General features: G+C 60.8%; 23 protein-coding genes. 12 read left to right on the top strand and 11 right to left on the bottom strand.

All coding sequences use genetic code 11. The features are described from left to right. Positions 1-4 precede the first annotated feature (4 nt). The 6 genes from HNQ83_RS05000 to HNQ83_RS04975 form a co-directional block, all read right to left on the bottom strand. A complete protein-coding gene (locus tag HNQ83_RS05000; protein ID WP_175387955.1) occupies positions 5-661 on the bottom strand; it encodes a DedA family protein in 657 nt (218 codons plus the stop codon). Positions 662-947: 286 nt separating this feature from the next. Further along, a complete protein-coding gene (locus HNQ83_RS04995) occupies positions 948-1,409 on the bottom strand; it encodes an N-acetyltransferase (RefSeq protein WP_175387954.1) in 462 nt (153 codons plus the stop codon). 114 nt (positions 1,410-1,523) lie between these two features. Continuing rightward, the gene (gene eutC, locus HNQ83_RS04990) at positions 1,524-2,348 is read right to left on the bottom strand and encodes an ethanolamine ammonia-lyase subunit EutC (protein WP_175387953.1); all 825 of its coding nucleotides are present in this window, start codon (positions 2,346-2,348) and stop codon (positions 1,524-1,526) included. Positions 2,349-2,356: 8 nt separating this feature from the next. Further along, positions 2,357-3,751 (bottom strand): ethanolamine ammonia-lyase subunit EutB, encoded by a 1,395-nt coding sequence (locus HNQ83_RS04985; protein ID WP_175387952.1) that lies wholly within the window; start codon positions 3,749-3,751, stop codon positions 2,357-2,359. A gap of 195 nt (positions 3,752-3,946) precedes the next feature. Beyond that, positions 3,947-5,317: an ethanolamine permease gene (gene eat, locus HNQ83_RS04980; protein ID WP_175387951.1), complete on the bottom strand. Its 1,371-nt coding sequence runs from the start codon at positions 5,315-5,317 to the stop codon at positions 3,947-3,949. A gap of 228 nt (positions 5,318-5,545) precedes the next feature. Next, positions 5,546-7,066: an aldehyde dehydrogenase family protein gene (locus tag HNQ83_RS04975; RefSeq protein ID WP_175387950.1), complete on the bottom strand. Its 1,521-nt coding sequence runs from the start codon at positions 7,064-7,066 to the stop codon at positions 5,546-5,548. Between the two features lie 298 nt (positions 7,067-7,364). Here HNQ83_RS04975 and HNQ83_RS04970 point away from each other — a divergent pair, with 298 nt between their 5' ends. The 4 genes from HNQ83_RS04970 (at position 7,365) to HNQ83_RS04955 (ending at position 11,692) form a co-directional block, all read left to right on the top strand. Beyond that, positions 7,365-9,278 carry a sigma-54-dependent Fis family transcriptional regulator gene (locus HNQ83_RS04970; protein ID WP_175387949.1) on the top strand — a complete coding sequence of 638 codons (1,914 nt, stop codon included), beginning with the start codon at positions 7,365-7,367 and terminating at the stop codon, positions 9,276-9,278. A 158-nt stretch (positions 9,279-9,436) separates the two neighbouring features. Then, positions 9,437-10,786: a UDP-N-acetylmuramate:L-alanyl-gamma-D-glutamyl-meso-diaminopimelate ligase gene (mpl, locus tag HNQ83_RS04965; RefSeq protein WP_175387948.1), complete on the top strand. Its 1,350-nt coding sequence runs from the start codon at positions 9,437-9,439 to the stop codon at positions 10,784-10,786. Continuing rightward, entirely contained in the window at positions 10,783-11,415 is a 633-nt protein-coding gene (gene ubiX, locus HNQ83_RS04960) for a flavin prenyltransferase UbiX (RefSeq protein WP_175387947.1), read from the top strand. The genes mpl and ubiX overlap by 4 nt, the downstream gene beginning before the upstream one ends. Then, complete coding sequence (locus HNQ83_RS04955) at positions 11,408-11,692, top strand: YceK/YidQ family lipoprotein (protein WP_175387946.1); 285 nt, start codon at positions 11,408-11,410, stop codon at positions 11,690-11,692. The genes ubiX and HNQ83_RS04955 overlap by 8 nt, the downstream gene beginning before the upstream one ends. Before the next feature lie 114 nt (positions 11,693-11,806). Here the strand turns inward: HNQ83_RS04955 and HNQ83_RS04950 are convergent, their stop codons facing one another. The 3 genes from HNQ83_RS04950 to HNQ83_RS04940 form a co-directional block, all read right to left on the bottom strand. Next, entirely contained in the window at positions 11,807-12,448 is a 642-nt protein-coding gene (locus tag HNQ83_RS04950; protein WP_175387945.1) for an oxidoreductase, read from the bottom strand. A gap of 26 nt (positions 12,449-12,474) precedes the next feature. Then, positions 12,475-14,193: a C13 family peptidase gene (locus HNQ83_RS04945; protein WP_175387944.1), complete on the bottom strand. Its 1,719-nt coding sequence runs from the start codon at positions 14,191-14,193 to the stop codon at positions 12,475-12,477. Between the two features lie 112 nt (positions 14,194-14,305). Next, positions 14,306-14,761: a MaoC family dehydratase gene (locus HNQ83_RS04940; protein WP_175387943.1), complete on the bottom strand. Its 456-nt coding sequence runs from the start codon at positions 14,759-14,761 to the stop codon at positions 14,306-14,308. Between the two features lie 191 nt (positions 14,762-14,952). On the opposite strand from HNQ83_RS04940, the gene HNQ83_RS04935 reads away from it, so the two are divergent. The 3 genes from HNQ83_RS04935 to HNQ83_RS04925 are packed head-to-tail and all read left to right on the top strand — an operon-like array spanning position 14,953 to position 16,633. Then, positions 14,953-15,318: a CidA/LrgA family protein gene (locus tag HNQ83_RS04935; RefSeq protein WP_175387942.1), complete on the top strand. Its 366-nt coding sequence runs from the start codon at positions 14,953-14,955 to the stop codon at positions 15,316-15,318. Continuing rightward, positions 15,315-16,031: an LrgB family protein gene (locus tag HNQ83_RS04930; protein ID WP_175387941.1), complete on the top strand. Its 717-nt coding sequence runs from the start codon at positions 15,315-15,317 to the stop codon at positions 16,029-16,031. Before HNQ83_RS04935 ends, HNQ83_RS04930 begins: the two co-directional genes overlap by 4 nt. Before the next feature lie 11 nt (positions 16,032-16,042). Next, positions 16,043-16,633 (top strand): LON peptidase substrate-binding domain-containing protein, encoded by a 591-nt coding sequence (locus tag HNQ83_RS04925; protein WP_175387940.1) that lies wholly within the window; start codon positions 16,043-16,045, stop codon positions 16,631-16,633. Positions 16,634-16,723: 90 nt separating this feature from the next. On the opposite strand, the gene HNQ83_RS04920 is transcribed toward HNQ83_RS04925, so the two are convergent. Further along, on the bottom strand, positions 16,724-18,040 hold the full coding sequence (locus tag HNQ83_RS04920; protein ID WP_175387939.1) for a bifunctional DedA family/phosphatase PAP2 family protein: 1,317 nt from the start codon (positions 18,038-18,040) through the stop codon (positions 16,724-16,726). 192 nt (positions 18,041-18,232) lie between these two features. Then, entirely contained in the window at positions 18,233-18,931 is a 699-nt protein-coding gene (locus HNQ83_RS04915; protein WP_175387938.1) for a DNA-3-methyladenine glycosylase, read from the bottom strand. Positions 18,932-19,120: 189 nt separating this feature from the next. On the opposite strand from HNQ83_RS04915, the gene HNQ83_RS04910 reads away from it, so the two are divergent. The 5 genes from HNQ83_RS04910 to mrdA all read left to right on the top strand — a co-directional run bounded on the left by HNQ83_RS04910 (position 19,121) and on the right by mrdA (position 24,015). Continuing rightward, on the top strand, positions 19,121-20,392 hold the full coding sequence (locus HNQ83_RS04910; RefSeq protein WP_175387937.1) for a glutamate-5-semialdehyde dehydrogenase: 1,272 nt from the start codon (positions 19,121-19,123) through the stop codon (positions 20,390-20,392). Next, positions 20,361-21,065 (top strand): nicotinate-nucleotide adenylyltransferase, encoded by a 705-nt coding sequence (nadD, locus tag HNQ83_RS04905; protein ID WP_256668860.1) that lies wholly within the window; start codon positions 20,361-20,363, stop codon positions 21,063-21,065. Before HNQ83_RS04910 ends, nadD begins: the two co-directional genes overlap by 32 nt. Positions 21,066-21,137: 72 nt before the next feature. Next, complete coding sequence (gene rsfS, locus HNQ83_RS04900; protein WP_008022922.1) at positions 21,138-21,632, top strand: ribosome silencing factor; 495 nt, start codon at positions 21,138-21,140, stop codon at positions 21,630-21,632. A gap of 9 nt (positions 21,633-21,641) precedes the next feature. Then, positions 21,642-22,109, top strand: coding sequence for a 23S rRNA (pseudouridine(1915)-N(3))-methyltransferase RlmH (rlmH, locus tag HNQ83_RS04895; protein ID WP_110965050.1), 468 nt, complete (start codon positions 21,642-21,644; stop codon positions 22,107-22,109). Between the two features lie 10 nt (positions 22,110-22,119). Further along, positions 22,120-24,015 carry a penicillin-binding protein 2 gene (gene mrdA / locus HNQ83_RS04890; RefSeq protein WP_175387935.1) on the top strand — a complete coding sequence of 632 codons (1,896 nt, stop codon included), beginning with the start codon at positions 22,120-22,122 and terminating at the stop codon, positions 24,013-24,015.

Below are 24,015 nucleotides of genomic sequence, written 5' to 3'. Positions count from 1 at the left end.
TGAATCAGCGCGGATGGGCTTTTGAGGCAGCGTTGCCGAAACGGCTGCGGATCACGCCGATGATCATCGGTACCAGCGACAGCAGGATGATGCCGACCACCAGCAGCGACAGGTTGGACTTGATGAACGGTACGTTACCGAAGAAGAAGCCGAGAGTGACCAGGCCGCCGACCCAAAGAATCGTGCCCAGCACGCTGAAGGCAAAGAAGCGCGGGTAGGGCATTTTCGCTACGCCGGCGACGAATGGTGCAAAGGTACGAATGATCGGCAGGAACCGCGCCAGGGTCACGGTTTTACCACCGTGCTTCTCATAGAAATCGTGGGTTTGTTGCAAGTAATCGCGACGGAAGATTTTCGAGTTTGGATTGCTGAACAATCGCTCGCCGGCCGTTCGTCCGATGATGTAGTTGGTGCTGTCCCCCAGAATCGCCGCGAGCATCAGCAAGCCGCCGAGCAGCACCGGGTCCATACCGCCACCGGCCGCAACGGCACCGGCGATGAACAGGAGCGAATCGCCCGGCAGGAAGGGCATGACCACCAGGCCGGTTTCACAGAAAATCACCAGGAACAGAATGGCGTAGATCCATGGCCCGTAGTTGGTGACCAGCAAATCGAGGTAAACATCGAGATGCAGGACGAGATCGAGCGGGTTGAAATCCATGGGGGCACCTGTGTTGACGGCCCGACTCGGCAGGCCTGTGCGGATGACTTCGCGTAAGCCTACAGACGGGTGTAGTTTTTCTTACAAGCCGGGAAAGGTCGGCATTATACGGTTTGGGTAGTGAAAAGCGCGTCGAGATTGTAGCGGGGGATTACGAGGGAGCGACCTGTAGGAGCGAGCTTGCTCGCGAAAAAAACCAGGGACACCGCTGGGCATCTGGCTTTACGCGTTGTTGTTCACAGCTATCGCGAGCAAGCTCGCTCCTACAGCGTTATTAATTGTCGTCTTATAGCTCGTCACTGATCGGTAATATGTAGTTCTTGAACTCGGTGTCTTCCTTGAATCCGATGGATTCGTAGGTTTTCTGCGCGACTTCGTTGTTGCTGCTGGTGGAAACACGCATGCGCACGGCATTGGTTTCCTTGGCCATCTTCTTCGCGGTGCGGATCAGGTGGTCGGCGACCAACTGGCGACGGGCGTCCTCGGCGACATAGATGTCGTTGAGGATCCATACGCGTTTTAGCGATAGCGAAGAAAAGCTCGGATACAGCTGACAGAACCCCATCAGCTTGTTGTCGTCCTCGTCGGAGAGGGCCAGGTAGATCACCGATTCCTTACGGCGCAGGCGTTTTTCGAGGAACGCCCGGGACGAGTCCGGATACGGCAGGGAACCATAAAACTCGCGATATTTGACGAACAACGGGGTCAGCAGATCCAGGTGTTCGAGGGTCGCTTGAATAATCCGCATGGTAGGTCTCGTCTTCAAGTGGCTGTCTTGCATGCTGGGACGGCGACGGGAAACCCTGGCGGCCGTGCGTCGATCCTGCCTTAAAACGGAACGATAGTGCAATGCGGAAGCGATTCAGGCCTCCGGCGAGCTCAGCAGGAAATTTCCTTTCATGTCAGCACCCTCGTCTGACTCCAGCGTCTGAATCTGCGCTTCGTCCTTCAGATTGACGCCCGACAGCTGCCGCCGGCAGGCTTCGCGCATCAAATACAGTAGACGGTGTGCTGCCATGCCGTAGCTCAGTCCCTCGAGGCGTACGTTGGAGATGCAGTTACGGTAGGCGTCCGTCAGGCCGACCTTTGGATTGTAGGTGAAATATAACCCCAGGCTGTCTGGGGAGCTGAGGCCAGGGCGTTCGCCGATCAGGATCACCGTCATTTTGGCGCCCAGCAGTTCGCCGATTTCGTCCGCTACCGCAACGCGGCCCTGTTCCACCAGGACTACCGGGGCCACGGACCAGTTTTCCGCGCGGATCTGCTCCTCCAGACGCGCCAGAAATGGCAGTGTATGGCGGTGAACAGCCAAGGCTGACAAGCCATCGGCGACGACAATCACCAAATCAATTCCGCCCGGATGGGTCGAAGCGTAGTCCCGTAAAGCCTGTGCCGACTCGGCGCTCAACTTTCGCCCCAGATCCGGGCGTTGCAAATAACTGTTCCGGTCAATCGCAGCGCTGTGCAGCAACAGGCTTTCATGCCCGCGCTCGGCCAGTTGCGAGCGTAGCGCCGCGTGATCGAACGGCAAATGCACGGCATCCCGCGCCTGTGCATGGGCGTATTGAAAGTCCAGCTGTGCGCGAGTGGGCAGGCTGGTGCCGGTGCGACCCAGGGCAATCCGTGCCGGTGTCAGGCGTCGCAGTTCCTGCCAGGGGTTGTGCGGATCGAAGGGTAGTTTTTCCATATCAACGCTCATCCCAATTGCGCCAAAGCCTGGCGAAAGGCCGGTGGCAGGCTGTTGCCGAAGAGAACCTTGCCGTCGGCCTGGGTAAAGATGCCCATTTTCGCCAGCCACTGTTCGAATTCCGGTGCAGGTTTCAGCCCCAGCGTCTGCCGGGCATAGAGCGCATCGTGGAACGACGTGGTTTGGTAGTTGAGCATGATGTCGTCGGAGCCGGGGATGCCCATGATGAAGTTGATCCCGGCCACGCCCAGCAGGGTCAGCAAGGTGTCCATGTCATCCTGGTCGGCCTCGGCATGGTTGGTGTAACAGATGTCGCAGCCCATCGGCACGCCCAGCAGCTTGCCGCAGAAGTGGTCTTCGAGGCCGGCGCGGATGATTTGCTTGCCGTTGTAGAGGTATTCCGGGCCGATGAAGCCTACGACGGTGTTCACCAGAAACGGATTGAAATGTCGGGCGACAGCGTAGGCCCGGGTTTCGCAGGTCTGTTGGTCGACCCCGTGGTGGGCGTTGGCGGACAGGGCGCTACCCTGGCCGGTTTCGAAATACATCAGGTTATGCCCAAGTGTGCCACGATTCAGGCTCAATCCGGCGTCGTAGCCTTCCTTCAGCACGTTCAGATTGATTCCGAAACTGGCGTTGGCCGCCTCGGTGCCGGCGATCGATTGGAACACGAGGTCCAGTGGCACGCCGCGATTGACCGCTTCGATCGAGGTGGTGACATGGGTCAGCACGCAGGCCTGGGTTGGAATTTCGTAGCGCTGGATGATCGCGTCAAGCATTTCCAGCATGGCGCAGATGGAGGCGATGCTGTCAGTGGCCGGGTTGATGCCGATCATGGCGTCGCCGTTGCCGTGCAGCAGGCCGTCGAGAATGCTCGCGGCGATGCCGGCCGGTTCGTCGGTAGGGTGATTGGGTTGCAGGCGTGTGGATAACCGGCCGCGCAGGCCCAGGGTGCCGCGGAACTGCGTGACAACGCGGATTTTCTGCGCCACCAGCACCAGATCTTGCACACGCATGATCTTTGATACAGCGGCCACCATTTCCGGGGTCAGGCCGGGGGCGAGGGCGCGCAGGACCTGTTCGTCGGCGGCATCGCTGAGCAGCCAGTCGCGAAATCCACCCACGGTGAGGTGGCTGACCGCCGCGAAAGCCTGCTTGTCGTGGGTGTCGATGATCAGGCGGCTGACTTCATCGGCTTCGTAAGGAATCAGTACTTCCTGCAGGAAGTAGCTCAACGGAATGTCAGCCAGGGCCATCTGCGCCGCAACGCGCTCGCCATCGTTGAGGGCGGCGACACCGGCCAGAAAGTCCCCGGAACGCGCCGGGCTGGCTTTGGCCATCACGTCCTTGAGGCTGTCGAAGCGATAGGTCTGGGCGCCGACGGAATGGGCAAATACGGCCATGAGGCGGTGTCCTTCTGTTCTGTACATGTCTTGATAACACCGAAACCCTTGTGAGAGCGGCTCGCGAATGCGGTGTATCAGGCGACCTATGTGCCTAATGACACACCGTACTCGCGAGCAAGCCCGCTCCCACAAGGGAACAGTGTGCACTTCAATAAAGCAGGCGCCAGGCTTTCGGCCCGGCGCCGGTGCAACTCATGCACCTTCGAGCATAGCGTCCGCTGGCGCCTCGGAGCGTTGTCGGGCGGTCAATTGGAAATACAGATAACCGGCGACCATGAAACCGAGGAAGATCAAGCCGATCAAGGTATTGAACCAGGCCATTGCTACCAGGCACACCACCGCCAGAAACAGCGCGATCCCCGGCACAATCGGATAGCCCGGGGCGCGGAAGGTGCGCTCCAGGTTCGGCTCGGTCTTACGCAGTTTGAACAGGCTCAGCATGCTGATGATGTACATCACGATGGCGCCGAACACTGACATGGTGATCATCGCGGCCGTCAGGCTCATGCCTTGCAGATTGATCAGGCCATCGCTGTAGATCGCCGCGATACCGATCACGCCACCCGCCAGGATGGCCCGGTGCGGGGTCTGAAAACGCGAGAGTTTCGCCAGGCTGCGCGGCAGGTACCCGGCGCGGGCCAGGGCGAAGAACTGACGCGAATAACCCAGGATGATCCCGTGGAAACTGGCCACCAGGCCGAACAGGCCGATCCAGACCAACATGTGCATCCAGGTCGAATTGTCGCCCACCACCGCTTTCATGGCCTGGGGCAGCGGATCGTTGATGTTGGAGAGCTGGCGCCAGTCGCCGACACCGCCGGCCATCACCATCACGCCAATGGCGAGGAATACCAGGGTCAGAATGCCGCTGACGTAGGCCTTGGGAATCGTGCGTTTCGGGTCCTTGGCTTCTTCGGCGGCCATGGCCGCGCCTTCAATGGCGAGAAAGAACCAGATCGCGAAGGGAATGGCGGCGAAAATGCCGGGAATCGAGCCTATTGTGAATTCGTTGGCGCCGGACCAGCCATTCAGGACGAAATTGCTGAAGCTGAAGCCTGGCGCCACCACGCCCATGAACACCAGCAGTTCGGCAACGGCCAGCACGGTGACCACCAGTTCGAAGGTGGCGGCAATGCTGACCCCGAGAATATTGAGGGTCATGAACACGAAATAGGCACCCACCGCCGCGATTTTCGGGTCCAGTTCCGGGTATTGCACATTGAGGTAGGCGCCGATGGCCATGGCGATTGCCGGAGGGGCAAAGACAAACTCGATCAGGGTAGCAATGCCGGCGATCAAGCCGCCTTTTTCGCCAAAGGCTCGCCTGCTGTAGGCAAACGGCCCGCCAGCGTGGGGAATTGCTGTAGTCAATTCGGTGAAACTGAAGATGAAGCAGGTGTACATCGTCGCCACCATCAAGGCGGTGACGAGAAAACCCAGGGTCCCTGCGGTGCCCCAGCCGTAACTCCAGCCGAAATACTCGCCGGAAATCACCAGGCCGACGGCAATGCCCCATAAATGCAGGGTGCCGAGTGTGGGTTTGAGCTGTGTGGAAGTTGTCATAAGTCCTCGCTGTCTTTTTTATTGTTCGATCTTTTGGACTTTCAGGAACTGCGTTTGCGTTTGATGCGGGTACGCAAAGCCCGTGCCAGAGCGGCAGGGCGATGATTTTGGGTGTGTTTAAGGACGCCTTCGCGAGCAGGCTCGCTCCCACATTGGTTGTGTGAACACTGAAGATCCAGTGTGGGAGCGGGCCTGCTTGCGAAAGCCGTTACGCGGTTTCGCGCCGGGTTAGAAGAAGCCCAGCGGATTGATGTCGTAGCTCACCAGCAGGTTTTTGGTCTGCTGATAGTGGTCGAGCATCATTTTGTGGGTTTCACGGCCGACGCCGGACTTCTTGTACCCGCCGAACGCGGCGTGCGCCGGGTACAGGTGGTAGCAGTTGGTCCACACACGACCGGCCTTGATGGCGCGGCCCATGCGATAGGCGCGGTTGATGTCGCGGGTCCAGAGGCCGGCGCCCAGGCCGAACTCGGTGTCGTTGGCGATGGCCAGGGCTTCGGCTTCGTCCTTGAAGGTGGTGATGCTGACCACCGGGCCAAAGATTTCTTCCTGGAATACCCGCATTTTGTTGGTGCCCTTGAGCAGGGTCGGCTGGATGTAATACCCGGTCGCCAGATTGCCCTCGAGTTTCTCCACCTTGCCGCCGGTCAGCAGCTCGGCACCTTCGCCCTTGGCGATTTCCAGGTACGAAAGGATTTTGTCGAATTGCTGCTCGGACGCCTGGGCGCCGACCATGGTGTCGGTGTCGAGCGGGTCGCCACGCTTGATTTGCAGGACCTTGTTCATGACCACTTTCATGAACTCGTCATAGATCGACTCTTGCACCAGGGCGCGGGAAGGGCAGGTGCAGACTTCGCCCTGGTTGAAGAACGCCAACACCAGGCCTTCGGCGGCTTTTTCGATGAAGGACGGTTCGGCTTGCATGATGTCTTCGAAGAAGATGTTCGGCGACTTGCCACCCAGCTCCACGGTGGACGGAATGATGTTTTCCGCCGCGCATTTCATGATGTGCGAGCCGACCGGGGTCGAGCCGGTGAAGGCGATCTTGGCGATGCGTTTGCTGGTGGCCAGGGCTTCACCGGCTTCTTTGCCGAAACCTTGCACGATGTTCAGTACACCGGGTGGCAGCAGGTCGCCGATCAATTCGACCAGCACGGTGATGCCCAGTGGGGTTTGTTCGGCGGGCTTGAGTACCACGCAGTTACCGGCAGCCAGCGCCGGAGCGAGTTTCCAGGCGGCCATCAGGATCGGGAAGTTCCAAGGAATGATCTGCCCGACCACGCCCAGGGGTTCATGGATGTGATAGGCCACGGTGTTGCCGTCGATTTCGGCAGCGCTGCCTTCCTGGGCGCGCAGGCAACCGGCGAAGTAGCGGAAGTGGTCGGCGGCCAGCGGGATGTCGGCGTTGAGGGTTTCACGCACGGCTTTGCCGTTGTCCCAGGATTCGGTGATTGCCAGGGTTTCCAGGTTCTGTTCGATGCGATCGGCGATTTTCAGCAGGATCAGGGAGCGGGCCTGGGCGGACGTGGCGCCCCAGGCATCGGCCGCCGCGTGGGCAGCGTCCAGGGCCTTGTCGATATCTTCGGCCGTGGAGCGGGGGAATTCGGCAATCGCTTGGCCATTCACTGGCGAGGTATTGGTGAAGTACTGACCTTTGACAGGCGCGACGAACTCGCCGCCGATGTAGTTACCGTATTTGGCTTTGAACGAAACGATAGCGCCTTCAGTACCGGGGTGAGCGTAACGCATGATTGTTTCTCCTTGGCTTTTGTATTTATAAGAGACGCGCATGGGCGCTTGTATAAGCGTAGAGCAAAGGTCGGGCCACTGCCCTGCAGGTCAGGCAAATCAAGGCTTTGCGCGTTTTTTGTCAGACGGGCGGGTCGCGTCTGTGACGCTTTCGGTACAGCCCCTGTGACACTTTGTACCGTTCATGGCACAGCCTGTGACTGCCCGGTCTTGCCAGCATTGCAATGCGGGCTAGGCTGGAGGATGCTCGGCATCACCTCATGCACGGGTCGCCGAGCCCCGGGGAGAACAATAAGAAATGCACGACAATCATTTGAGCCGCCATGCCCAGCAAGTGTTGACCGTGACGCAGGGGAAAACCCACTTGCACGGCCCGGGTAGCGATCCGTCTATCGCCCGTTCCTGGCTGCGCTGTCTCGAGGACTATCACCTCGACCCGGCACTGACCATCGCGCCGACGGTGCTGGAGCATGGGCGCGTGCTCGAAAGCCGCGAACGCCTGCAGCAAGTGCTGCACATTGCCGGCAACGAAATGACCAGTCTGCATCAGCAGCTCTCCGGTTCCGGGCATGCGGTGCTGTTGACCGATGCACGGGGCGTGATCCTCAACTGCGTGACGGCCCCCGCCGAACGGAAGATTTTCGAACGTGCCGGGCTCTGGCTCGGCGCCGACTGGAGCGAGGCCTGCGAAGGCACCAATGGCATCGGCACCTGCCTGGTGGAGCGCCAGGCGCTGACGATCCACCAGGACGAGCATTTTCGCGGCCGCCACACCGGCCTGACGTGCTCGGCCAGCCCGGTGTTCGACCCCCATGGCGAATTGCTGGCGGTGCTCGATGTGTCCTCGGCGCGCCACGACGTCTCGCGCCAGAGTCAGTTTCACACTATGGCCCTGGTCAATCTTTCGGCGAAGATGATCGAGAGCTGTTATTTCCTGCGTTATTTCGACAATCAATGGCTGCTGCGTTTTCATCTGCAAGCCGAGTCCGTCGGGCTGTTCAGTGAAGGCTTGCTGGCGTTCGACGGAGAAGGGCGGATCTGTGCGGTCAATCAAAGTGCGTTGAATCTGTTGGGGCATGTGCGGGGTGGCTTGCTGGGCAAACCCGTGGAGACCTTTTTCGACTGCTCCCTGGATGAACTGCTCGGCCGCGCGAGCGTCAACGCCAGCGCCAGTTGGCCGCTGCGTACCCGCGATGGACGCAGCCTGTTTGCCGTGTTGCGCGGCCAGCCGCGGCGTGTGCCGGTGCCGCTGGTACCGAGTCCGATCGTTGAAGAGCGTGCGCAGCAACAGTCGGGTATCTGCCTGGGCGACACCGCGTTGCAGGCGGATTTCCGCAAGGCCCTGCGCGTGTACGAGCGGGACGTGCCGTTGTTGATCAATGGCGAAACCGGGTCGGGCAAGGAGGCGTTCGCCAAAGCTGTCCATCAGGCCAGCCAGCGGGCTGCAAAAGCCTTCGTTGCCCTCAACTGCGCGGCCATTCCCGAAAGCCTGATTGAAAGCGAATTGTTCGGCTATCGCGGCGGCAGTTTCACCGGGGCGCGTAAAGAAGGCATGCGTGGCAAGTTGCAACAGGCCGATGGGGGCACCTTGTTCCTCGACGAAATCGGCGACATGCCTCTGGCCTTGCAGACGCGCCTGTTGAGGGTGCTGGAAGATCGTCAGGTGGTGCCGCTTGGAGGGGAGCCGCAGGCGATCAACGTGCGGATCATCAGCGCTACGCACCGCAATCTGCTGGATCGGGTGCAGGACGGCAGTTTTCGCGAGGACCTTTACTACCGGCTCAACGGTCTGGAGGTGGCGCTACCGGCATTGCGCGATCGCAGTGACAAATCGCAGTTGCTCGACTTTTTACTGGCCGAAGAAGCGGGCGGGGAAACGGTGCTGATCGATGGACCGGCTCGGGAGGCGTTGCTCGCGTTTTCCTGGCCGGGTAACGTTCGGCAGTTGCGTAATGTACTGCGCACATTGGCTGCGTTGTGTGACGGTGGGCGGATCGCTCTGGAGGATTTGCCGGCGATGATTCGACAGGCGCGACCGGTGGTGGCGCCGTCGACTGAAGAGTCCGAGCGTCCGCTGGAGGATGCCGAGCGGCTGGCCTTGTTGAATGCGCTGGAGCAGACGCGGTGGCATATGACGCATACGGCTGAACAGCTGGGTGTCAGTCGCAACACGCTTTATAGAAAACTGCGCAAACACGGTATTGCCAGGTAAATCGTGGCGCGTTCTTCGCGAACAGGCTCGCTCCCACAGGGTCTGCACCGTCCATGTGGGAGCGAGCCTGCTCGCGAAGGCGGTCCTCAAGTCTGAAACACAAGGTGCGATTTTCCCCTCCCTACGCTAACCTGCGGCCATGTTTTACGAGGTCGACTATGCACATTCATATTCTTGGTATCTGCGGCACTTTCATGGGTTCTATGGCAGTTCTGGCCAAAGAGCTGGGCCATCACGTGACCGGCTCCGATGCCAACGTCTACCCGCCGATGAGCACTCAGCTTGAGGCTCAGGGCATCGAGTTGACCCAAGGCTACGACCCGGCGCAACTCGACCCGGCCCCCGACCTGGTGGTGATCGGCAATGCCATGTCCCGCGGTAACCCGGCAGTGGAGTATGTGCTGAACAAAGGCCTGCCTTACGTCTCCGGCCCGCAATGGTTGGCCGATCACGTCCTGCAAGGTCGCTGGGTGCTGGCGGTTGCCGGCACTCACGGCAAGACCACCACCAGCAGCATGCTCGCCTGGGTGCTGGAACACGCGGGCATGAGCCCGGGCTTCCTGATTGGTGGCGTGCCTCAGAATTTCTCGGTGTCGGCGCGTCTGGGCGGCACACCGTTCTTCGTGATCGAGGCCGATGAATACGACAGCGCCTTTTTCGACAAGCGCTCCAAGTTCGTTCACTACCGCCCGCGTACGGCGATCCTGAACAACCTCGAGTTCGACCACGCCGATATCTTCCCGGACCTGCCCGCCATCGAGCGGCAGTTCCACCACCTGGTGCGAACCATCCCGAGCGAAGGCCTGGTGATTCACCCGACCACCGAACCGGCGTTGCAGCGCGTCATCGAAATGGGCTGCTGGACCCCGGTGCAAACCACCGGTGCCGGCGGTCAGTGGCAGGTCAAGTTGCTCAGCGAAGACGGTTCGGCCTTCGAAGTGATGTTCGAAGGGGTTTCCCAAGGCGTGGTCGAGTGGGACATGACGGGTCAGCACAACGTTGCCAACGCGCTGGCCACCCTGGCAGCGGCGCGTCACGTTGGCGTGGCGCCCTCGATGGGCATCGCTGCATTGAGCGCTTTCAAAAGCGTGAAGCGGCGGATGGAGAAAGTCGCGGACGTGCGTGGCATCACCATTTATGACGATTTCGCGCATCACCCGACTGCCATCGCCACCACGCTAGACGGCCTGCGCAAGCGTATTGGCGATGCCCCGTTGATCGCGATCATCGAGCCGCGCTCCAACTCCATGAAGCTGGGTGCGCACCGTGACGGTTTGCCGGAAAGCGTGGTCGATGCCGACCAGGTGATCTGGTACGCGCCAGCCAACCTCGGTTGGGACCTGGCCGCCACCGCAGCCTTGTGCACCGTGCCGTCGATTGTCAGCGATTCGCTGGAAGGCATCATCGACCGCGTGAAAAGCCAGGCGCAACCAGGCACGCACGTGGTGATCATGAGCAACGGCGGCTTCGGCGGCCTGCACGGCAAGCTCGCCGAGGCGCTCAAATGAATAACGGTCCGGACCGCATCACGCTGGCGATGACCGGCGCTTCCGGCGCCCAGTATGGCTTGCGCCTGCTCGACTGCCTGGTGCGCGAAGACCGCGAAGTGCACTTCCTGATCTCCAAGGCCGCGCAACTGGTGATGGCCACGGAAACCGATGTCACGCTGCCCGCCAAACCGCAGATGATGCAGGCTTTCCTTACCGAGTACACCGGTGCTGCCGCCGGGCAGATTCGCGTGTATGGCAAGGAAGACTGGATGTCGCCGGTGGCCTCTGGCTCCGGCGCGCCGGCGGCGATGGTGGTGGTGCCGTGTTCGACCGGCACCTTGTCAGCCATCGCAACCGGTGCCTGTAACAACCTGATCGAGCGTGCTGCCGACGTGACATTGAAGGAGCGCCGTCAGCTGATTCTGGTGCCGCGCGAGGCGCCGTATTCGAGCATTCATCTGGAGCACATGCTCAAGCTGTCGAACATGGGCGTAACGATTCTGCCGGCATCGCCGGGCTTCTATCATCAGCCGCAAACCATCGACGACCTGATCGATTTCGTGGTGGCGCGGATTCTCAACCTGCTGAACATTCCCCAGGACATGCTGCCGCGTTGGGGCGAACATCATCTGTCCAGCGATGAATAAGCTGTTGGTGGTGGTGCTGGCATTGCAGTTGGCGGGGTGCGCCACGGCGCGCACGCTGGATGCCGCCAAGCCGGGTGCGCCGGTGGTGTACGCAGGGACGCGGCTGGATCTGTATGCGATCAATGGCGGTTGTTGCGCGATGGACCGTTTCGGCGCTGAGGCCCCGAGTTATCCGGGGGTTGACCTGCCGGCCAGCGCGTTGCTCGACACATTGCTGTTGCCGTTGTCGTTGTTGACGGTGCTTGGGGTGAATTTTCAGGCGACGGGTGGATTGTAGGGAGCGCTTTGCGCTCTTCGCGAGCAGGCTCGCCCCCACATTGAATTTGTGAACAACACAGATCAAATGTGGGAGCGAGCCTGCTCGCGAATGTGCTCTGTCAGGCGCCGCGGATTACTTGCCTAGCTTGCGTAACTCATCCGACTCGACAATCCGCAGCCCATCCTGCTCTTCCAGCGCCAATCGCCACATGGCGCGGGCCAGCTGGCAGGCTTCGATACCGTGGTACTTGCCGGGGATCAGTCGTGACAAGGGGCCGGCGACTTTCTCGCCCAGTCGCGGCTCGAGGCGTTCGCCCAGCAGCAGCGAAGGTCGGCAAATGGTCAGCTGTGGCCAGTCCTGCGCCCGCAACGCGTATTCCATCTCGCCTTTGACCCGGTTGTAGAAATTCGAGGATCTGCGATCGGCCCCCAAGGCACTGATCACGATCAGGTGACGTGCGCCCATCTCCCGGGCGCGTTTGGCGAAGGCCACCACCATGTCCAGGTCCACGGCGCGAAATGCCTGCTCCGAGCCGGCCTGCTTGATGGTGGTGCCCAGGCAGCAGTAGGCGATATCGACGCGACCGCTCAACTGCGGCAGAAACATCGCTGGATCGCCGACGGGGTTTTCAAGGTGAGGATGCCTGGCCAATGGCCGGCGTGAGGGCGCCAATACCCGCGTAATCGTTGGCTCGTTGAGCAAGCGATCGAGCAAATGTTCACCGGTCAAACCGGTGGCTCCGGCAAGCAATACGTGCTGAGGCGTCAAGTACATAGTGTTTCTCCCTTGATACTGTCAGCTTAGTTGTTCTTTGTATCCTTGCTGTCAATCAAGGCATTTTGCAGCGCTTTTCGTGCTTGCTGCTTGCGCAGTAACTGCCAGTGGGACAGCACGGTTTTCGGTGCCCAGATCTGTGGCTCGGAGGCTTCATAGTTGTCGGCCATTTCGCGTTCGGCGACGGTGGCCTTGGCCAGTTTGAAGGCTTGTTCCAGATCATCGGTCTGGTTCAGGGCCCGGGCAAACAAGGCATCGCCGAAGTACGTGAAGTTGGCTTCTTCGGAGCAGCCGAACGACACGCGGTCGGCTCGCGAGGCGGTCATGATCAGGGTGCGTTCGTCTTTCAGTGCGGGAATGAAACCGCCGGAATAGCAAGACGATATCACGATGATCTTGTCGCGATTTTTAAGGGGGGCGAGCACCGCCGCCAGTTCGTCGGCTGGCAGGTCGGCCAGTTCCATGCGTGGCTGGTCGAGCACCAATTCGTGTTCGCTGGTGCCGTGACTGGTCAGGTAGATGAATATCAGATCTTCCGGTCCGCTGCGGTCGGCCAGGGCCATGGCTGCGCGGCGCAGGTTTTCCCGGGTAGCCATCGGGCGGTCACCGAGATGATCGCGATGATTCACCAGGCGGATCTGGCCGAAGGCACCGAAACGGCTGGTGAGCATGTTGGCGACGTAGTCGGATTCGCGCAGGAACACGCTCTGCTTGCCGTCGCCGCCCAGGGTCAGGGTGTACAGCTCGATTGCCGGGGTCGAGGCCGGTACATTGTTCAATGCCTCTTCGAGCAAGCGACCCTGGGCCAACAGACCGAGTTCGAGGGTATCGGGCAGCAACTTGCCATCGGCGTCACGCACGCGCTGGCCGTTGATCCAGGTGCCGCTAAGCACCGAGCCATCGGTCAGCACTAAAGTGCCCCGGCCGGAATAGGCGTCGCTATCGAACTGGCCGATGTAGAAACTGCCGTCGGCGAGGTTCAAGCGGCCTTGACCGCTGAAGCGCCAGTCGTTGAAGTGGCCGATGTAATGGCTGCCATCGGCGCCGATCAACTCGCCCTTGCCGTTGAGCGAGCCTTCCTTGAATTGACCCAGCCAGACATCGCCGTCGGCGTTTTCGTAGCGGCCCTTGCCGTTCAGTTGATTGTTCTTGAAGCCGCCGACGTAGATGTCGCCTTCAGCGCTGTTGAATGTTCCGTTGTCTTCCAGCTGACCGTCGACGAAATGCCCGGTGAACTGATTGCCGTTGCCGTCGCCGCGCTGGCCTTCGCCGTTGGGCTTGCCGTGGGCGAACTGCCCTTGGTACGCACTGCCGTCTTCGAGTTCCAGGCGGCCGAGCCCTGAATACTGATCGGCCTTGAACTCGCCACGGTAGGTCATGCCGTTTTCTTTGAGAGTGCCTTCGCCTTCGCGTCTGCCGAGCTTGAAACCGCCGTTGTAGCTGCCGCCGTGGGTGGTCAGGCTGCCTTGACCGTCGAACAGGCCTTGATTGAACTGCCCGCGATAGACCTCGCCATTGCTGCCGTGCCATTCGCCCTGGCCATGCCATTGGCCCTTGTTGAACTCGCCGGCATACCAGCTGCCATTGGGGTAATCGATGCGGCCCTGGCCTTGCAGCAATCCATCGACCAGATCACCACGATAGCGTCCACCGTCCGGCAGGCGCGCGTCGGGAGGTAACGGCGATTCGCCGTCGCCGCAAGCGGTGAGCATCAGGGTCAAGGCAAGGAGTGCAAGTGAGCGCATAGCGGGTTCCGGGCAATTAGGCGACCGAGTATGCCGTAGCTAAGTGCCCTTATACAGCCGGTAGAAAAAGAGGGGCGCGAAACAGCATAAGCTGTTTCGCATCCAGGACGGGTTACACGAAGCAGAGCGACAAGGATTCAGCGATATACGCCGGTTTGTCCGAGCCTTCGATTTCCAGGGTGGCGATGGCCTTAAGCAGCCATTGGCCAGGTTTCTTCTCGGTGACTTCGGACAGATCAACCTTGAGTCGCACTTTCGAGTCGACCTTGACCGGTTGAATGAAACGCACACTGTCCAGGCCGTAATTGACCACCATCTTCACGCCTTCTGGAAGAACGAGGATGTCTTCCATCAGTTTAGGGATCAACGACAGCGACAGGAAGCCGTGGGCAATGGTGCCGCCAAATGGCGTTTGCGCCGCTTTGACCGGGTCGACGTGGATGAACTGATAGTCCCCTGTGGCTTCGGCAAACAGGTTGATGCGCTCCTGATCGATCGTGAGCCATTCGGAACGTCCAAGTTCCTTGCCGACATAATCATTGAGCTCTGCAACTGGAACATACGGCATTGAGACTCTCCTTGGGTTCATCGGTTTTATAGTTTTGAGATGGAGGGGATTTGACCTCCCGGATTACCACTTTAGATCAACATGGCAAATTGCTCAGGTCAACCGACCATGCTTTTGGCGAATGCCGATGTATAGGGCAGGCATGCTTATAATGCTCGGCGCGCCACTGCGGGGTTTGCGGGAGATGAGGGATGTTGTTACGAGGTTTGACTTGGCTGGTGTTGTTCCAATTGCTCGGCACAGCCATCAACCATTTGTTTCTGCCGGTGCTGCCGGGGCCGATTGTCGGCTTGCTACTGATGCTGGCTTTTTTGATTGGCCGTGGCCAGGTCGGCGAGCCGCTGAACGTGGCGGCCAGCAGCCTGTTGCGCTATCTGCCATTGCTTTTGGTGCCGCCGGCAGTGGGGGTGATGGTTTACGCAAAAGACATCGCGGCGGACTTCTGGGCCATTGCGGGGGCGCTGGTGTTGTCCCTGGTACTGTCCATGGCGTTCGCGGGCGTGCTGATGCAACGCATGATCAAACGCCATGCCCACCCGCCTGAGGACAGCCAATGACCCTCGACTGGCAAGGCGCCTGGGTATCGGTGATTCATCATCCGTTGTTCGGCATAGGCATCACCCTGGGCGCCTATCAACTCGTGCTGGCGGCTTTCGAGAAAACCCGCTGGATCTTTTTGCAGCCGGTGCTGGTCTCCATGTTGCTGGTGATCGGTGTGCTGGTTGGCTGCGGGCTGACGTATGCCGAGTACCGCAAGAGCACCGAGATCCTCAGCATCCTGCTCGGCCCGGCCACGGTTGCACTGGCGGTACCGCTTTACCTCAACCTGCGGCGGATTCGGCAGTTGTTCTGGCCGATATTTACTACGCTGGTGATAGGCGGTGTGGTTGCCACGGGCATGGGCGTGCTGCTGGGCTGGTGGTTCGGGGCTGAACACATGATTCTGATGACCATGGCGCCCAAGTCGGTGACTTCGCCGATTGCCATGCTGGTGGCAGAGCAGATCGGCGGCGTCGCGGCGCTAGCAGCAGTGTTTGTGCTGATCACCGGCGTGATCGGCGCGATCTTTGGTCCGAGCCTGTTGACCCGGCTTGGCGTCCACAGTCCCGAGGCTCGCGGCATGGCATTGGGGATGACGGCCCACGCGGTCGGCACGGCAGTGGCGATGCAGGAAAATGAAGAGTGCGGTGCCTTCGCGGCGCTGGCGATGAGTTTGATGGGCGTGGCCACGGCAGTTCTGCTGCCGTTGGCGGTGTCGATGGTGGTATGAAGGAAATGTCTATGAGTCTGCCGCTTTTTCCGCTGAACACGGTGCTGTTTCCTGGCTGCATCCTCGACCTGCAGATTTTCGAGGCGCGTTACCTGGACATGATCGGTCGCTGCATGAAGCAGGGCGGCGGCTTCGGCGTCGTGTGCATCCTTGAGGGTGAAGAAGTCGGCATCGCCCCGGCCGGTTATGCGCTGGTCGGGTGCGAAGCGCTGATCACCGACTTCAAGCAGCAGGACAATGGACTGCTGGGGATTCGGGTGCAGGGCAGTCGGCGCTTCCACGTGCTGCGTACCGAAGTGCAGCGCGATCAGTTGATCGTGGCCGAGGTCGAGTGGCTGGACGAGGAGCCCGAGCAACCGCTACAGGATGAGGACGCCGATCTGGTGGCCTTGCTCAAGGCTCTGGCCGAACACCCGATGGTCGAAGCGCTGAACATGGGCACCGAAGCGACCGGGCAACAGTCGCTGGCCAATCAGCTGGCCTACTTGTTGCCATTCGCCGAACTGGACAAGATCGATCTGCTGCAACTCGATGATCCGCAGCAGCGACTGGATGCGATTCAGGCGCTGCTGGATGAGTTGCAGGGTGAGTTGTTTGCCTGACTTCCGCTAAAAGATCGCAGCCTTCGGCAGCTCCTACAGGGGGACGCCAAACCAACGTAGGAGCTGCCGAAGGCTGCGATCTTTTGTTCTTTAGTACGCGTATCTCAGCATCGTGTGCGGCAAATGCCGCAATACGAAGAACCCGAACAGCGCCACCAGCGAAGGCAACACGAGCCACCAAATCCTGGGTGGCATTGCATTGAGCGGAGTGCGGCGCTGAACCAGCCAGAGGCTGGCCGCGCAGACACAGGCTGCCAGCATCGCGCCCGCCAGCACATCGGTCGGCCAGTGAGCGCCGAGATAGACCCGTGACAAAGCGATCGCCAGCGCTGGCAAGCAGCCCACCAGCAGCCAGGTCAGGCGCATCCGTGGCGGTTGCCCGCGGCCGGCGAGGACGGCCAGGGTCAGGAACAGGGCGAAGGAGCCCGAAGCGTGACCGCTGGGCATGCTGTAGCTGGTCAAGGGATCGGTGAGTACTTCGGGGCGTACCCGGGCGAAAAAGTGTTTGGTCGCGGTGTTGCCCAGCGCAGTGAATAGCAGTGTGCTGCACGCGAAGATTGCCTGGCGCCATTGCCGGGTAATGAGCAGCAACGCTACCAGCAAGGCACTGAATATCAGCATGTTGCGAAATTCACCGATCAGCGTGAACACCACGGCCACTTCATCGAGCATTGGGCTGCGATGTTCCTGCACCAGCGTCATCAGCCCTTGATCGAGGGCGGTCAGGTGTGAATAGCCGATAAACAGCGCCGCCAGAATCAGAAAACTCATCCCGGTAATAAACATCGTGGCCTTGCGATGCTTGCGCAGGCTGCTGGTGGCGCTCAGCCCTACCATCAGCGCAATGCTGCCGGCAACGATCCCGGCCTGCGGCCAGAAGCCTTCGGGCAATGGCAAGCGAATGGCTGCACCGGTGGCCCAGCCGGGCATCAGGTACGCCACTGACCACCCCGCGCCAGCCAGCAGGCTGACGGCAAAGAAACGCGGGAAGGGCATGTCGAACATCCCGGCCACCATCGGCAGCATGGGGCGCAAGGGGCCGATAAAGCGCCCGACCAACAGGCTGGCGATACCGTAGCGCTGGAAGTACGCCTCGGCACCGGCGATCCATTCAGGGTGATGGCGCAAGCCTGGCAGGCGCCGGATGTTCTGATGGAAATGACGCCCCAGGAAATACGAAACCACATCGCCGAGCACGCCGGCGAGGAATCCCAACAGTAACGTTTCACTCAATGACAGTGCGCCGCTGCCGGCCAGTACCGCCACGGCGAACAGCAGCACCGTGCCGGGCACGATCAACCCGGCAATCGCCAGGCATTCGACGAAGGCTACGATGAACACCGCTGCCGCCAGCCATTGCGGGTTGACGGTCAACCAGCCGGTCACGCTATCGAGCCATGGGCCCATAAAAACAACTCCATTGAATGTTCAATTGATTCCAAGGGGCAAACACAAATCCATAAACGACACAGAACCCTTGTGGGAGCGAGCCTGCTCGCGAAGGCAGTGTGTCAGTCGCTTTGATGTCTGATGTGCCGCCGTCTTCGCGAGCAGGCTCGCTCCCACAGAGGAGGCCTTCTGCCTCAAGTCGGCGTCAGCTCAGGGCAGCAAAAAATAATCGCGACCTTCGACCTGCCCCCGTCTCAGCGGGTTCCGTGTGCACCAGGCTGCGTAGGACGCATCGACAAAGCGGTACATCAGGTGTTCGTCGCGCCCATGGGGAATGCCCAGGCGCGTGGTCTGGATGACATGGGAGGGCCGCGGACCGGCGTCTTCTACCAGCAAGACCTCGTGATCGAAGCGCTTGGCATCCCAGACCGGCACCTTCAAGCCCAGAGACTTGCACAATAACGTCTGCCCGGCGCAGAGCTTTTGCGATGGGCGAGGGCGGCCCTGGGCGTCCGGGTTGTTCAGCAGCATCTGCGCCAGGCTCGCCGGGCCGCTCAGTTCGTCGACCCACGGGTAGGCGGACTTGATCAATACAGCGTTCCCCGGGCCTTGCGCACTGAAGTTCAAGGAGTCGCCACCCCGGGCGTAGTACATATAGATGTGGCCGCCATCCAGAAACAAAGCCTTACGTTTTTCTGTGTAGCCAAGGGACGCATGGCTGCCTTTTTCCGCGCAGTAGTAGGCTTCGGTTTCGATAATCCGGGCGCTGAGCCACAGGTCGCCGACCCGGTGGCGGATGACTTTGCCCAGTAGATCCCGGGCCAGAATTTGCGCATCGCGGTCGAAAAACGCGTCCGGAAGGCCCTTGGGCAGGCTCGCGGCGGACGCTCGAACAGTCAGGTTGGACATGATGAACGGCGTTTATCAGGGCTGATGGAGTCCTGATGATAACAATTTGCAGCTTAATCCCGACTGAACGTCGGCAAATTGCTCTCCATTTCGACCATCCGCCCGTCACCGCTGTTAGTCGGGAGGCACGACAGCTATAATCGGCCGCTTTATTCTTTACATAGTCCTAATCGAAGACCACGCCAGACCATGACTGAGTCCGTTCTTGACTACATGACCCGCCTGGGGCGCGCTGCCCGCGAGGCCTCCCGCGTCATCGGCCGTGCCAGCACTGCGCAGAAGAACCGCGCGCTGCAGGCCGCCGCCAACGCGCTGGATGCTGCCCGCGCCGAGCTGACCGCCGCCAACGAGCTGGATCTGGCGGCTGGCCGCGCCAATGGTCTGGAACCGGCGCTGCTTGAACGTCTGGCGCTGACGCCGGCCCGTATCGACGGCATGATCGTGGGGCTGCGTCAGGTAGCCGCGCTGCCGGACCCGGTCGGCGCGATCCGTGACATGAGCTTTCGGCCGTCGGGGATTCAGGTCGGCAAGATGCGCGTGCCGCTGGGCGTGATCGGCATCATTTACGAATCGCGGCCGAACGTGACCATCGATGCCGCCAGCCTGTGCCTGAAATCCGGCAACGCGACCATCCTGCGCGGCGGCTCCGAAGCCATTCATTCCAACCGTGCCATTGCCGCCTGCATCCAGCGTGGCCTGGCCGAAGCCGATCTGCCCGCTGCCGTGGTGCAAGTGGTCGAAACCACTGATCGTGCCGCCGTTGGCGCGTTGATCACCATGCCCGAGTACGTTGATGTCATCGTGCCCCGTGGTGGCCGTGGCCTGATCGAGCGGGTCAGCCGCGATGCCCGCGTCCCGGTGATCAAGCATCTGGACGGCATTTGCCACGTTTACGTCAGTGCCCATGCCGACCTGCCGAAAGCCCAGCGCATTGCTTTCAACGCCAAGACCTATCGCTATGGCATCTGCGGTGCGATGGAGACGCTGCTGGTCGATCAAATCGTTGCCAAAGATTTCCTGCCGTCGATGGCTGCCCAGTTCCGCGAAAAAGGCGTCGAGCTGCGCGGCTGCGAACGCACCCGGGCGATCATCGATGCGCTGCCGGCCACCGAGGAAGACTGGAGCACCGAATACCTGGCGCCGATTCTGTCGATCCGTGTGGTTGACGGATTGGAGCAGGCCATCGAGCACATCAACCATTACGGCTCTCACCACACCGATTCGATCGTCAGCGAACACCAGGGCGACACCCGGCGTTTCGTGGCTGAAGTCGACTCGTCGTCGGTGATGATCAACACGCCAACCTGCTTTGCCGATGGCTTCGAATATGGATTGGGTGCCGAGATCGGCATTTCTACTGATAAGCTGCATGCCCGCGGACCGGTCGGCCTCGAAGGTCTGACCTGCGAGAAGTACGTCGTGGTCGGCGATGGCCAGTTGCGCGGACAGGAGTCGGTCTGACTTGGGCGACCTAGACCCGTCTGCCCCCCGATCCAGACGCATCGGCGTACTGGGCGGGACCTTCGATCCGGTACACGTCGGCCATTTGCGCGGCGGGCTGGAAGTCGCCGAATCGCTGGCGCTCGATGAGCTGCGCCTGGTGCCGAGTGCCAGGCCACCCCATCGGGATACGCCGCAGGTGTCGGCGAAGGACCGTCTGGCGATGGTCCGGTGCGCGGTGGCCGGTGTGGCGCCGTTGGTGGTGGACGCCCGCGAATTGCAGCGGGACAAGCCGTCCTACACCATTGATACCCTGGAACTGATGCGTGCCGAACTGGCCGCGCAGGACCAGGTTTTTCTGCTTTTGGGCTGGGACGCATTTTGCGGCCTGCCCACTTGGCACCGCTGGGAAGAGTTGCTCCAGCATTGCCACATCCTGGTGCTGCAACGCCCGGATGCCGACAGCGAACCGCCGGATGCCTTGCGCAACCTGCTGGCAGCGCGCTCGGTAAGCGACCCGCTGGCCCTCAAAGGGCCGAGCGGACAGATTGCATTCGTCTGGCAGACACCGCTCGCGGTATCCGCCACCCAGATCCGTCAACTGCTGGCCAGCGGTAAGTCGGTACGTTTCCTGGTGCCCGACGCGGTCCTGGCCTACATCGATGCGCACGGACTTTACCGTGCGTCGAACTGAATAGGAGTGCTCAAGGCACGTGGCAACAACGTGTATTGAAGCGCCCGAACATACGAGCAAAACGAGTTTTATATGACGAACAACGACGTAAACAAAGTGAAGCGCAAAGGCACGTTCAAGAGTGCTCCGCTGCCGGAGAAAGTTCTCGCTGCCGAGCCGCCTAAAGGCGACGAGCTGGTCAAGATCGCCGTAGCGGCCCTGGAAGACGTCAAGGCCCAGGACGTGCTGGTCATCGACGTTCGCGACAAGCAGAGCATCACCGACTACATGATCATCGCCACCGGTACCTCCAACCGCCAGATCGGCGCGATGCTGGACAAGGTTCGCGAAGCCGTCAAAGCCCTGGGCATCAAGCCGCTGGGTGAAGAAGGCAAGGGCGACAGCGACTGGGTGTTGCTGGACATGGACGACGTGATCGTTCACATGATGACCTCCAATGCCCGCCAGTTCTACGACCTGGAACGCCTGTGGAAAGGTGCCGAGCAGAGCCGTGCCGCCGATGGCAAGCACCACAGCCCTGAAGTTGGTCACGAGCATTTCAACAAGCTCAACAAAGACCAGGAATAAGGAACGGCTGTGCGACTGCGACTGATCGCCGTCGGTTCACGCATGCCCAAGTGGGTGGAAGAAGGCTGGCATGAATATGCCAAGCGTCTTCCGTCCGAGCTGGCGCTGGAACTGGTGGAAATACCGCTCAATACCCGTGGCAAGAACGCCGACGTGGCGCGCTTCATCCGTCAGGAAGGCGAAGCCATGCTGGCCAAGGTCGGGCAGAACGAGCGCGTTGTCACCCTCGAAGTCCACGGCAAACCCTGGAGTACCGAGCAACTGGCGGTCGAACTCGATCGCTGGCGGCTTGATTCGCGCACCGTGAATTTCATGGTCGGCGGCCCCGAAGGGCTGGCGCCGGAAGTCTGCGCCCGCGCCGATCAGCGCTGGTCGCTCTCGCCGTTGACGTTGCCGCACCCGTTGGTGCGCATTCTGATCGGCGAACAGCTGTATCGTGCCTGGACCGTGTTGTCCGGCCACCCTTACCACAAGTAGTTCTGCCCTCATGTCCCAGCCGATCCGCATCAAGGACCACGAAAAAGACGCCCGTCTGGTGCGTGGCCGCGTCGTGTTCGGGGCAATTGCAGTGGTGGCGCTGATCGGTGTGCTGATCGCGCGGCTGTATTTCCTGCAGGTGATCCAGTACGAGTACCACTCGACCCTGTCGGAGAACAACCGCGTCCATGTGCAGCCGATTCCGCCAACTCGCGGATTGATTTTCGACCGTAACGGCGTAGTCATTGCCGATAACCGGCCGAGCTTCAGTCTGAGCATGACCCGTGAACGCTCCGGTGACTGGCAACAAGTGCTCGACGTGATCGTCGAGGTGCTGGAGTTGACGCCCGAAGACCGGGTCATTTTCGAGAAACGCATGCGTCAGGGGCGCCGGCCATTCGAGCCGGTGCCGATCCTGTTCGAGCTGACCGAAGAGCAGATCGCGCGGATTGCCGTGAACCAGTTCCGGCTGCCGGGGGTGGAAGTGGTCGCGCAGCTGGTTCGACACTATCCGCAGGGCGCGCACTTTGCGCACTCGGTGGGCTACATGGGTCGAATCAACGAGAAAGAGCTGAAATCACTCGATCCGGTCAATTACAGCGGCACTCACCACATCGGTAAAACCGGCATCGAACGGTTCTACGAGCCGGAATTGCACGGCCAGGTGGGTTACGAGGAAGTCGAAACCAACGCCCGGGGCCGCGTTTTGCGGGTCCTCAAGCGTACCGATCCGATTCCCGGCAAGGACATCGTCCTGAGCCTGGACATCAAATTGCAGGAAGCCGCCGAAGCCGCGCTGGGCGGTCGTCGCGGTGCGGTCGTGGCGCTGGACCCGAAAACCGGTGAAGTGCTGGCGATGGTCAGCCAACCGAGTTTCGACCCGAACCTGTTCGTGACCGGCATCAGCTTCAAGGCTTACTCCGAGCTGCGCGATTCCATCGATCGGCCGCTGTTCAACCGCGTGTTGCGTGGTCTGTACCCGCCGGGCTCGACGATCAAGCCGGCGGTGGCGATTGCCGGCCTGGATGCGGGGGTGGTGACGGCCTCGTCCCGGGTGTTCGACCCCGGCTACTACATGCTGCCCAACTACGATCACAAATACCGCAACTGGAACCGTACCGGTGACGGTTTCGTCGACCTCGACACCGCGATCATGCGTTCCAACGACACCTATTTCTACGACCTGGCCCATAAGCTGGGGATCGATCGGTTGTCGGCGTACATGACCAAGTTCGGTATCGGTCAGAAAGTCTCCCTGGACATGTTCGAGGAGTCGCCGGGGTTGATGCCGACCCGGGAATGGAAGCGCGCGACGCGTCGTCAGGCGTGGTTCCCGGGGGAAACACTGATTCTCGGGATCGGTCAGGGCTATATGCAGTCGACACCGTTGCAACTGGCCCAGGCCACGGCATTGGTGGCCAACAAAGGTATCTGGAACCGTCCGCACCTGGCCAAGACCATCGAAGGCGAAAAGCCGGTGGATCACAATCCGATGCCGGACATCATTCTGCGCGATCCAGCGGACTGGACCCGGGTGAACCATGGCATGCAGCAGGTAATGCACGGCGCCCGGGGCACCGCGCGCAAGGCCTCGATCGGTGCGCAGTACCGGATCGCCGGCAAGAGTGGTACGGCCCAGGTGGTCGCGATCAAGCAGGGCGAGAAGTACGACCGCTCCAAAGTGCAGGAACGCCATCGCGACCACGCCTTGTTTGTCGGCTTTGCACCGGCCGATGACCCGAAGATCGTGGTCTCGGTGATGGTCGAGAACGGCGAGTCCGGCTCTGGCGTGGCCGCGCCGGTGGTGCGCCAGGTCATGGACGCCTGGCTGCTGGACCAGGATGGCCACCTCAAGCCTGAATACGCCAATCCTATCAGTGCGGAGGCTACGGCCCGTGAAGAGTAA

Origin of the sequence: Pseudomonas sp. C2B4 (assembly GCF_013359695.1) — a bacterium.
GTDB lineage: Bacteria > Pseudomonadota > Gammaproteobacteria > Pseudomonadales > Pseudomonadaceae > Aquipseudomonas.
Note: the sequence above shows the minus strand (reverse complement) of the source record. Positions and strands in the feature narration are given on the sequence as shown.

Coding starts and splice junctions, on each gene's coding strand:
- HNQ83_RS05000 (WP_175387955.1), bottom strand. CDS start 661: ATGGATTTCAACCCGCTCGATCTCGTCCTGCATCTCGATGTTTACCTC.
- HNQ83_RS04995 (WP_175387954.1), bottom strand. CDS start 1,409: ATGCGGATTATTCAAGCGACCCTCGAACACCTGGATCTGCTGACCCCG.
- eutC (WP_175387953.1), bottom strand. CDS start 2,348: ATGGAAAAACTACCCTTCGATCCGCACAACCCCTGGCAGGAACTGCGA.
- HNQ83_RS04985 (WP_175387952.1), bottom strand. CDS start 3,751: ATGGCCGTATTTGCCCATTCCGTCGGCGCCCAGACCTATCGCTTCGAC.
- eat (WP_175387951.1), bottom strand. CDS start 5,317: ATGACAACTTCCACACAGCTCAAACCCACACTCGGCACCCTGCATTTA.
- HNQ83_RS04975 (WP_175387950.1), bottom strand. CDS start 7,066: ATGCGTTACGCTCACCCCGGTACTGAAGGCGCTATCGTTTCGTTCAAA.
- HNQ83_RS04970 (WP_175387949.1), top strand. CDS start 7,365: ATGCACGACAATCATTTGAGCCGCCATGCCCAGCAAGTGTTGACCGTG.
- mpl (WP_175387948.1), top strand. CDS start 9,437: ATGCACATTCATATTCTTGGTATCTGCGGCACTTTCATGGGTTCTATG.
- ubiX (WP_175387947.1), top strand. CDS start 10,783: ATGAATAACGGTCCGGACCGCATCACGCTGGCGATGACCGGCGCTTCC.
- HNQ83_RS04955 (WP_175387946.1), top strand. CDS start 11,408: ATGAATAAGCTGTTGGTGGTGGTGCTGGCATTGCAGTTGGCGGGGTGC.
- HNQ83_RS04950 (WP_175387945.1), bottom strand. CDS start 12,448: ATGTACTTGACGCCTCAGCACGTATTGCTTGCCGGAGCCACCGGTTTG.
- HNQ83_RS04945 (WP_175387944.1), bottom strand. CDS start 14,193: ATGCGCTCACTTGCACTCCTTGCCTTGACCCTGATGCTCACCGCTTGC.
- HNQ83_RS04940 (WP_175387943.1), bottom strand. CDS start 14,761: ATGCCGTATGTTCCAGTTGCAGAGCTCAATGATTATGTCGGCAAGGAA.
- HNQ83_RS04935 (WP_175387942.1), top strand. CDS start 14,953: ATGTTGTTACGAGGTTTGACTTGGCTGGTGTTGTTCCAATTGCTCGGC.
- HNQ83_RS04930 (WP_175387941.1), top strand. CDS start 15,315: ATGACCCTCGACTGGCAAGGCGCCTGGGTATCGGTGATTCATCATCCG.
- HNQ83_RS04925 (WP_175387940.1), top strand. CDS start 16,043: ATGAGTCTGCCGCTTTTTCCGCTGAACACGGTGCTGTTTCCTGGCTGC.
- HNQ83_RS04920 (WP_175387939.1), bottom strand. CDS start 18,040: ATGGGCCCATGGCTCGATAGCGTGACCGGCTGGTTGACCGTCAACCCG.
- HNQ83_RS04915 (WP_175387938.1), bottom strand. CDS start 18,931: ATGTCCAACCTGACTGTTCGAGCGTCCGCCGCGAGCCTGCCCAAGGGC.
- HNQ83_RS04910 (WP_175387937.1), top strand. CDS start 19,121: ATGACTGAGTCCGTTCTTGACTACATGACCCGCCTGGGGCGCGCTGCC.
- nadD (WP_256668860.1), top strand. CDS start 20,361: ATGGCCAGTTGCGCGGACAGGAGTCGGTCTGACTTGGGCGACCTAGAC.
- rsfS (WP_008022922.1), top strand. CDS start 21,138: ATGACGAACAACGACGTAAACAAAGTGAAGCGCAAAGGCACGTTCAAG.
- mrdA (WP_175387935.1), top strand. CDS start 22,120: ATGTCCCAGCCGATCCGCATCAAGGACCACGAAAAAGACGCCCGTCTG.